10 protein-coding genes are annotated in these 8,805 nt (G+C 67.4%); 5 read left to right on the forward strand and 5 right to left on the reverse strand.

Features of this window, described 5'->3' with window-relative positions; genetic code table 11:
- Positions 1-98: 98 nt before the first annotated feature.
- Positions 99-995 (forward strand): DUF817 domain-containing protein, encoded by an 897-nt coding sequence (locus tag PVW46_RS16640; RefSeq protein WP_069208766.1) that lies wholly within the window; start codon positions 99-101, stop codon positions 993-995.
- Here PVW46_RS16640 and PVW46_RS16645 read toward each other — a convergent pair.
- The 3 genes from PVW46_RS16645 to PVW46_RS16655 are packed head-to-tail and all read right to left on the reverse strand — an operon-like array spanning position 925 to position 2,977.
- Positions 925-1,824: an EamA family transporter gene (locus tag PVW46_RS16645; RefSeq protein WP_069208765.1), complete on the reverse strand. Its 900-nt coding sequence runs from the start codon at positions 1,822-1,824 to the stop codon at positions 925-927. The two genes, PVW46_RS16640 and PVW46_RS16645, sit on opposite strands and share 71 nt — an antisense overlap.
- Positions 1,825-1,881: 57 nt before the next feature.
- Positions 1,882-2,781 carry a fatty acid desaturase gene (locus tag PVW46_RS16650; protein WP_069208764.1) on the reverse strand — a complete coding sequence of 300 codons (900 nt, stop codon included), beginning with the start codon at positions 2,779-2,781 and terminating at the stop codon, positions 1,882-1,884.
- Positions 2,774-2,977 (reverse strand): DUF2061 domain-containing protein, encoded by a 204-nt coding sequence (locus PVW46_RS16655; protein ID WP_043141879.1) that lies wholly within the window; start codon positions 2,975-2,977, stop codon positions 2,774-2,776. Before PVW46_RS16655 ends, PVW46_RS16650 begins: the two co-directional genes overlap by 8 nt.
- Positions 2,978-3,083: 106 nt before the next feature.
- Here PVW46_RS16655 and PVW46_RS16660 point away from each other — a divergent pair, with 106 nt between their 5' ends.
- Positions 3,084-3,947 carry a helix-turn-helix domain-containing protein gene (locus tag PVW46_RS16660; RefSeq protein WP_069208763.1) on the forward strand — a complete coding sequence of 288 codons (864 nt, stop codon included), beginning with the start codon at positions 3,084-3,086 and terminating at the stop codon, positions 3,945-3,947.
- A gap of 237 nt (positions 3,948-4,184) precedes the next feature.
- The gene (locus tag PVW46_RS16665; protein WP_069208762.1) at positions 4,185-4,751 is read left to right on the forward strand and encodes a hypothetical protein; all 567 of its coding nucleotides are present in this window, start codon (positions 4,185-4,187) and stop codon (positions 4,749-4,751) included.
- A gap of 22 nt (positions 4,752-4,773) precedes the next feature.
- Here the strand turns inward: PVW46_RS16665 and PVW46_RS16670 are convergent, their stop codons facing one another.
- Positions 4,774-5,820 carry an aldo/keto reductase gene (locus PVW46_RS16670; RefSeq protein ID WP_043141875.1) on the reverse strand — a complete coding sequence of 349 codons (1,047 nt, stop codon included), beginning with the start codon at positions 5,818-5,820 and terminating at the stop codon, positions 4,774-4,776.
- Between the two features lie 154 nt (positions 5,821-5,974).
- Between PVW46_RS16670 and PVW46_RS16675 the strand changes: the two genes are divergently transcribed.
- A complete protein-coding gene (locus PVW46_RS16675) occupies positions 5,975-6,571 on the forward strand; it encodes an ImuA family protein (protein ID WP_069208761.1) in 597 nt (198 codons plus the stop codon).
- Positions 6,572-6,650: 79 nt separating this feature from the next.
- Positions 6,651-7,886, forward strand: a complete 1,236-nt coding sequence (locus tag PVW46_RS16680; RefSeq protein ID WP_043141871.1) for an MFS transporter — start codon at positions 6,651-6,653, stop codon at positions 7,884-7,886.
- On the opposite strand, the gene PVW46_RS16685 is transcribed toward PVW46_RS16680, so the two are convergent.
- On the reverse strand, positions 7,874-8,805 hold a 932-nt coding region (locus PVW46_RS16685), incomplete at its 5' end, for an MFS transporter (RefSeq protein WP_274576717.1). The genes PVW46_RS16680 and PVW46_RS16685 overlap by 13 nt on opposite strands.

Genomic DNA, 8,805 nt, shown 5'->3' on the forward strand with positions numbered 1-8,805 from the left:
GACCGAAGGGAGACGGGGGCAGCGCCCCCGCTCCCCAGCAGCCAAAAGGTCAGGCATCCCTGACTGGCGTGCCCTCCCCCAAGGGACCACAAGACGCCATGATCACGACCAGACGCCTCGAACGCGCGCTCGGGGATTTCACCCGCGCGCATCTCCCCACCGGCCTTGCCGATCTCCTGATGTTCCTGCTCAAGCAGGGCTGGGCCTGCCTCTTCGGCTTCCTGATGCTGGGCGGGCTGATCCTGTCGGACCGCATCTGGCAGGACAATTGGGCGCTTCACCGCTACGACGGGCTCTTCCTCTATGCCCTCACCCTGCAGCTCTCCTTCCTTGCGCTGAAACTCGAAACCCTGACCGAGGCCAGGGTCATCCTGCTATTCCACCTCACCGGCACGGCGATGGAACTGTTCAAGGTCAATGCCGGAAGCTGGGCCTATCCCGAGGACGCGCTTCTGAAGATCCACGGCGTGCCGCTCTTCTCCGGCTTCATGTACGCGGCGGTCGGCAGCTACATGGCCCGCGTCATCCGCATCTTCGACATGAAATTCGCGCCCTACCCACCGTTCTGGACCAGCGTGACGCTGGCCGTGGCGATCTACGTCAATTTCTTCGCCCACCACTACTTACCCGACGCGCGCTATGTCCTGATGGCCGCCACGGTGCTGCTCTTCGCCCGCACCCGCGTCTGGTTCACGATCAACCGTACCCGCCGCTGGATGCCGCTGCCCGTGGCCGCTTTCCTCACCTCGATCTTCCTCTGGATCGCCGAGAACGTGGGCACGAATACCAATACATGGCTCTACAAGGGCCAGACCACCCTCGACCTCGTGCACCTGTCCAAGATGGGATCGTGGTATCTTCTGCTTTACGTCAGCTTCACCACCGTGACGCTGGTCCTGCGCGACGCGCTCTCGCGCGCGCCGCTCACAGCCCCAGAACCAGAACCAGGATCGAGGCCGTCAGCACCGCGATCCCCAGCACCTCCCGCCGCGTGACGGATTCGCGAAAGAACAGGACCGAGGCCGCCAGCGACAGGATCAACTCCACCTGGCCCAGCGCGTAGACATAGGCCGCCTTCTGCAGCGTGAAGGCGGTGAACCAACCCATTGTTCCGGCCATCGAGGTCAGCCCCAGCCAGACCGCCCGGCCTCGCGCGGCCCAGACGGCAGCAATCTGCCCCGGCTCGCGCCAACGCAGCCAGAACGCCATGCCCAGGGTCTGCATGGCCGTCACGCAGACCAGCGACAGGGCCGCGCGCAGCACCGGGTCCTCGCTGGGCACTTCCAGCGTCGTGGCGCGATAGCCCACGCCCGCGACGGCAAAGAAAAAGCCCGACCCGACGCCCAGCAGCACCGCGCGGCTGCGCAGCCCGCGCCACAGCCCCGCCGCATCCGGCGTCTTGGACAGCATCAGCACGCCCACCAGCCCGATCCCGATCGCCAGCCAGCCAAGCGGAGAGATCGCCTCACCCAAAAGGACGAACCCCATCAGCGCGGTCTGGATGACCTCGGTCTTCTTGAAGGTGATGCCCACGGCGAAATTGCGCTCGCGGAAGGCCAGGACCACCAGCACGGTGGCCAGGATCTGCCCCAGTCCGCCGACCACCGCCCAGGGCCAGAAGGCAGGCGCGGGCATGGGCAGGCTGGTCCCGGTCAGGCCCAGGTACAGCAGCAGCACCACCAGTCCCGCCGGCATGGCATAGGCAAACCGCGCAAAGGTGCTGCCCGTGGCGCTGATGTCGCCCGTCGCCAACAGCTTGTGCAGCATGAAACGCGCGGTCTGAAAGGTGGCCGCGCAAAGGGTGGCAATGATCCAGAGGTCCATGCCGCCATTAGCGGCAGCGGGCCGACAGGTGCAAGCGCAACCCTCCCCGGGACAGGGTCAGCCCCGCGGCCAGAGCGGATGCGGCACCGGGTCCTTGGCACGCAGGAAATAGCGCCGGAACACCTCGGCGTAAGAACGATAGCGGTAGTCGCCGTTGCGCGACAGGTAGCGCTGCGGGTTGCGGCGGTACATCACCGGCAGCCGATACCAGGGCACCATCGCGTGCATGTGGTGCACCACATGCAGGTTGTTGTTGAGAAAGATCAGCGCCAGCGGCCCGCGATCCTCGATGATCACCGTCCGCCCCCGCGCGTCCTCATGCGCGCGGTGCTCCAGGAAGGTGCGGATCTTCAGGATCGCCAGCGCCGCATAGGTGCTGAGCAGGAAGGCCCAGGCCGGCATCCGCCCCAGCGCCACCATCCACCAGACCACTACACCCACCGCCGGCACATGCAGCGCCCAGCCCAGCAGCACCCGCCGGTCCCCGCGCCTCACCGCGCGCAGGTCCGACAGGGTAAAGGCCAGTGTCCCCAGCAAGGGCCCCAGCAACATCCGCCCTGCCAGCGTGTTGTTCACCCGCATCACCATCCGCGCCGCGCGCGGCAGGCGGTGCCAGACCTTGGGGTCCAGGAAATTGCTCTCGGGGTCGTCGTAGGGATCGGTCAGGATCGAGTCCCGGTGATGCGCCAGGTGCGTGTCCTTGAACCGCAGGTAGGGCACCACCAGCGACAGCGCCGGAAACACCAGCGCCCCGTTCCAGAACCGCGACCGGAACGGATGTCCGTGCAGCATCTCATGCGTCAGAGAGGAATGCAGCGCCGCGCCCAGCGTCACCAGGACCATACCCAGCGGCAGCCAGACCGCCGCCGCCCATGTCGTCCCCAGCGCCCAGAGGGCATAACACCCCGCCAACAGCAACAGCGTCGGCCATTCCAGCCCGCGCAGCCGCTCAGACATGCCGGCCCCAGCGGATACCCGACCAGAGGCGCTCGTAAACCAGGTAGGACAGAAAGCCGATCACGGCGTTCACCACCGCCATCCCGCCCCCGACCGCCAATGAGCCGGTAAAGGCCAGGCCCACCCCCGCCATCGACACCAGTCCCAATGCCGTCCACAGGACGGATTTCACAAGCGTGCGCGCCCGCGTTTCCATAAAACCTCCGAATGTTCTGAACTCGGGGCCAGGGTAACGGCCGCGTGAGCGGGGTGGCATCCTGTCTATGGTTCACATTTCTCGCGTTATGTGACAAAAATCATCAATGAGCAAAATTATCGACAAGCGGGTGCGCGCGGACCTGCTGCGCAAACGGCTGACAGAGGCGATGCAGCGGGCCGGGTCGAACCAGACCGCGCTGGCACGGGCCGTGGGCGTCGACCGCTCGACCATCTCGCAACTGCTCAAGGACACCGGCGCGCGCCTGCCCAATGCCCAGCTTGTCGGCTCCTGCGCGCAGGCGCTCGGCGTGTCGTCGGACTGGCTCCTGGGCCTCTCGGATCGACCGGAATCCGCCGCCGACCTGCTGGCCACCTCCCTGACCCTGACAGAGGCGCCCCGGGCGCTGGTGGACGAACAGATCTTCCGCTGGCATCGCGAGGCGGAGGGCTACAAGATCCGCCACGTTCCCGCCGCGCTGCCCGACATGCTCAAGACGCGCGCGGTGCTGGAATGGGAATACGGGCCGCATCTGGGCCGCACCACCGAACAGGCGATCAACGCGTCCGAGGACCGGCTGGACTGGATGCGCGCCTCGAAATCCGACTATGAAATCGCCCTGCCCCTCTACGAGGTCGAAAGCTTCGCCGAAGGCGTGGGCTATTACGCCGGCATCCCGGCCGACATTCGCCGCGTGCAACTGGCGCAACTGGCGGGCCTCAGCGCCACGCTCTACCCCCGGCTGCGGATCTATCTCTTTGATGCCCGACGGCTCTACTCGGCGCCGGTCACGGTCTTCGGTCCGCTCTTGGCGGTGCTCTACATGGGCCGCAACTACCTGGCCTTCCGCGACACCGAACGCGTGACCGCCATCACCCGTCATTTCGACCACCTGGTGAAAGAGGCCAGCATCACCGCCCGCGCCCTGCCCGACCACGTCAGGGCGCTGGAGGCAAAGGTGAGGGGATAGGGGCAACACCCCGGCCCGAAGTCCGCCAGCACCATAATTCCGCCGCATTCAACATTACCCTGAAGGGGCGCAAACGGGTTGAACGATGTCCTGCCTTTTGCGCGGCCCAGGTCTTTGAAAAAGACGTTCCAGGAAAGTTGGGAAGGCAGAATGCGAAAGGCCCCTCATCCAGACACCCCATCAGCAGACGCGTATTGTGACGGGTCCGCCGATCCGGATCTTCTGGCAATTCGAACGATGCTGGACCAGCATGAGGACACGCAATCACCGTCGGAACAAGCGGCCCGGCAAAGGCGTCGCCGGCGCATCATCCCTCAAGGATCAGCTGCGCAGGATCATGCGCCTGCCGTCGCGGCACGGGCCCAGCCGTCCGAACGCACCGGCAAAAAAGGACCTCCGCTGCAATGGCTCCGCACGCGGACCCGGGCTTTCCTGCGGCGCCCGGACGCGCCAAGGATCCTTTCGCTGCTGCTCCTGCTGACGCTTGTCATCCTGAAACCGGGCTTCGTGGTCTTTCTTGCGGTGATGAGCCTCGTGGCCGCGCTCGTGCTCTACTTTTCCATTGGCCCCGACCGGGTCCAGGCCTGGGTTGTCGGCCGCTACGACCGCCTGCGTGACCGCGACCCGGATGCCGCGGACCGGCTGCGCAAACGTGCGGCCGCCGCCAGCAAATGGCTTGCGGTAGTGATCGACAAGCTGCCCGAAAGCTGGACTGCGGGACTCTACCTTCCGGATTTCGACGCCCCGGCAGAGCCGCATGCCAAGTTGGAACGCGATCCCTTCGAGCGGCTGGCCCGGCAATGACGCGCCGCCCGGAGGGGCCGTCTCAATAGGGCATCGGATGCGCCTTGTGGACCTCGTCCAGGCGCGCCAGCAGGTCGTCGGAGAGCACCAGGTCGCTGGCCCCCAGCAGGTGGTCCAGCTGCTCCAGCGTGGTCGCGCCAAAGATCGAGGACGCCACGAAAGGCCGCCGCGCCGACCAGGCCAGCGCCATGTGCACCGGGTCCAGGTCAAACTCCCGCGCCACGCCAAGATAGGCCTCCACCGCCTCGAAGACACGCGGGCTCAGCCGCCCGCCCATCGTCTCGTTCAGCGACATGCGCGAGCCTTCGGGCACCGCGCCGCCCTGGTACTTGCCGGTCAGGAACCCGGCCCCCAGCGGCGAGAAGGGCAGCAGGCCCACGTCCTCGTAGACCATCAGTTCCGCCAGGTCGGTGTCCGCCAGCCGGCAGAGCAGCGAGTATTCGTTCTGGATCGACGCCACGCGCGGCCCACCCACGCGCTCCGCCGCCTCCAGCCACAGCGCCGTGCCCCAGGCGCTTTCGTTCGACAGGCCAAAGGCGCGGATTGTGCCCCGCTCGACCTCGGCCTGCAACGCGCCCAGGCAATCCTCCATGTCCGCCACCACCTGCGCGCGGGTCCAGCCCGATTGCGAGGGGTCATAGCGCCAGTTCTTGCGGAACATGTAACTGCCCCGGTTCGGCCAGTGGAACTGGTAGAGGTCGATGTAATCGGTCTTGAGGCGCTTGAGCGAGGCCTCGACCGTGTCACGGATCGTCTTCGAGGTGATCGGCGCCCCGTCGCGCGCCATGCTGCCCTCGCCGGAATGCTTGGTGGCCAGGATCCACTCGGACCGGCGGCCAGAGGCGGCGTTCCAGTCGCCGATGATTTCCTCTGTCCGGCCATAGGTTTCGGCCCGGACCGGGTTCACCGGGTACATCTCGGCGGTGTCCATGAAATTGATCCCGGCCTCCAGCGCCCTGTCGATCTGGCGGTGGGCCTCTGCGGGCGGGGTCTGGTTGCCGAAGGTCATCGTGCCCAGGCACAGTTCGGACACCATCAGGCCGGTGCGGCCCAGCGGGTTCATCTTCATGGGAAAGGCCCTTGTCTGAAATCGTCGGTCGGGCGCCAAGATGACAGGCCCAGCCGGGATGGCAAGGGGCACCGGTCCCGGCGCATTTTCGTCGGGCAATCCGAACTCCACGCTTGAGAACAAAATAAGAACACGCTAATCTTGCCCCATGACAATGGCCTCTGCCCTGCTCACGCGCCGCCCCCATGCGCCGCCCCCCGCGCTGGTTCTGTGGCGTGACATCCTGCTGCCGCATGCCCGCGTGCACGAACTCTGCGGTCAGGCCCGGCGCACGCTGGCGCTGCATGTCGCGGCACAGGCGGGCGGGCCGGTGATCTGGATCACCCGCCGCCACAGCCCGGATCAGCTCAACCCCTGCGGCATGCAGGCGATCCTGCCGCCCGGAGAGGTGATCTTCGTCGCCACCGACCGCCCCGTCGACAGCCTCTGGGCGATGGAAGAGGCGCTGCGCAGCGGCGCAGCGCCACTGGTGGTCGGGGACCTGGCAGAGCCGCCCCCCATGACCCCTGTGCGCCGGCTGCACCTTGCGGCAGAGGCCGGGGCGGGCATGGGGCACTGCCGTCCGCTGGGGCTGATCCTGACGCCGGGCGCGGGCGGCGCGCCGGGGGTAGAAACGCGGTTTCGCTGCGATCCCATCCATGCGCCGGACCAGACCGCCTGGCGCATAGACCGGCTGCGCGCCCGGATGCAGCCGCCCCGGACATGGCGTCTGGAGGCGGGAAAGCTGCACGACTGGCCCACCCCCGGCTGAGCGGAGGCCACGGCCGAAACGACAAGAATATGTCGCGAAGCCACCTGACTTCTGCCGCCCGAGCGGGCAGAAACACGACATGCGCCTGTTCATCTCCTTTGCCTCGCTCTTTCTTTCGGTCATCCTGCTACAGCTTTCCTCGGGCAGCGTCGGCCCGCTCGACGCGCTGTCCGGGCTGGCGCTGGACTTCACGACCACGCAGATCGGCCTCTTGGGCTCGGCGCATTTCGCCGGGTTCTTCATCGGCTGCTGGTGGGCGCCGCGCCTCATGGGATCGGTGGGCCATTCACGCGCCTTCGCCGCCTTCACCGCCCTGGGCACCATCGGCATCCTGGGCCACGTCCTGGTCGAAAACCCCTATGCCTGGGCCACGCTGCGGATCGGCCAGGGGCTCTGCGTGGCGGGCTGTTACACGGTGATCGAGGCCTGGCTGCACGCCAAGGTCACGAACGAGACCCGGGGCCGCGCCACCGGCGCCTATCGCCTCGCCGACCTCGGCGCCTCGCTGAGTGCGCAGCTGATGATCTCGATCCTGCCGCCGGCGCATTACGTCAGCTACACGCTGCTGGCGCTGCTCTGCACCGCCGCCCTGCTGCCGCTGACGCTGAGCCGCCTGCGCCCGCCGGAAACCCCCGATGCCCCGCGCCTGACACCGGGCCTGGCCTGGGCGCGTTCACCGCTGGCGGTGGCCGGGGTGCTGGTGGCCGCGCTGTCCAGTTCCTCGTTCCGGATGGTTGGCCCGCTCTACGGCACCGGCGTCGGGCTGGAGACCGCGCAGATCGCGTTCTTCCTGGCCTCCTTCGTGGCGGGCGGGGCGCTGGCGCAATACCCGGTCGGCTGGCTGGCCGACCGCTATGATCGGCGCTGGGTGCTGGTCTGGCTGTCGGTCGCGGCCATCGCCAGTTGCACGCTGACCGCGCTGGCCACCGGCCTGCCCACCCTCGGGATCATGCTGACCGCCGCCATCTTCGGCCTGACCACCTTTCCGATCTTCTCGATCGCCGCCGCGCACGCGCATGACTTTGCCGCCAGCGACGAACGCATCGCGCTTTCGGCGGCGCTGATGTTCTGGTTCGCCGTCGGCGCCATCGCCGCGCCCTGGTTCGCCTCGGCCCTGATCGAGCTTTACGGCCCGCCCGCGCTCTTTGTCATGATCGCGGCGGGGCACGCGCTGCTGGTGGTCTTCGGCCTGGTCCGGATGCGCAAGCGCCGCGCCACGGAAACCCGCACCCGCTACATCTACACGCCTCGTTCGACCTTCCTTGTGGGCCGCCTGCTGTCGGGCATCCGCGAACGCTCCAATCAGGAGGACTGAGCCTCCGCCCGCTCGTCCTCTGCCTCTGCCTGGTCGATGGCCCAGGCGCTGGCCGCTTCCAGCGCCACCGGGGACGAGGTCGGCAGGATGCCGAGGTAGCTGTCGGTCTCGTCCACCGGGACACCGGCCCGCTGCGTCATGCGGTACAGCGCGTACAGCCCGATGGCACCAAAGGTGCCGGACATGAACAGCCAGAAGGCCCCGGGCCCAAAGACCTGCATCGCCCAGCCCGTCGCCAGCGGCCCCGCGATGGCCCCCAGTCCAAAGGTGAACACCAGCCCGCCCGAGGCCGCCGCCATGTCCTCGGCATCGAGAAAGTCGTTGGTATAGGCCAGGAACAGCGCATACAGAGGCGCCGACACGCCGCCTGCGAAAAAGGCCGCGCCGGTCAGCAGCCAGAACCCGCCACCGGAAAACCAGCCGGCCACGGCGGCAACCCCGCCAATCACCGCCGCCCCGAAAATCAGCTTGCGCCGGTCCACCCGGTCCGACAGCCAGCCGATGGGGTATTGCAGGAACAACGCCCCGGCAAAGAGCGTCGCGATGAAGGTTGCGATCTGGTTCGTGCTCAGCCCGATCTCGGTGCCATAGACCGCCCCCATGCCGGATTGCGTCGCATAGACCGTGCCCAGCAGGAAGATCCCGACCGTCCCCAGGGGCGAGCTGACAAAGAGCCGGTGCAGTGGCATCGGCCGCGCCACCTCTGCCGCCGGCACCGGCACCGCCGACAGCAGGATCGGCGCAAAGGAGATGGACACCAGGATCGAGGCACCGATGAACAGCACCGAGGTCGCCGCATCCCCCAGCGTCAGCAGCCCCTGCGCCCCGATCAGCCCCAGCGTCTGCGCGATCATGTAGGCCGACAGAACCTTGCCGCGGGTCTCGTTGGTGGCGGCATTGTTCAGCCAGCTTTCGGCGG

Source organism: Mameliella sp. AT18, assembly GCF_028807275.1.
GTDB classification, from domain to species: domain Bacteria; phylum Pseudomonadota; class Alphaproteobacteria; order Rhodobacterales; family Rhodobacteraceae; genus Antarctobacter; species Antarctobacter albus.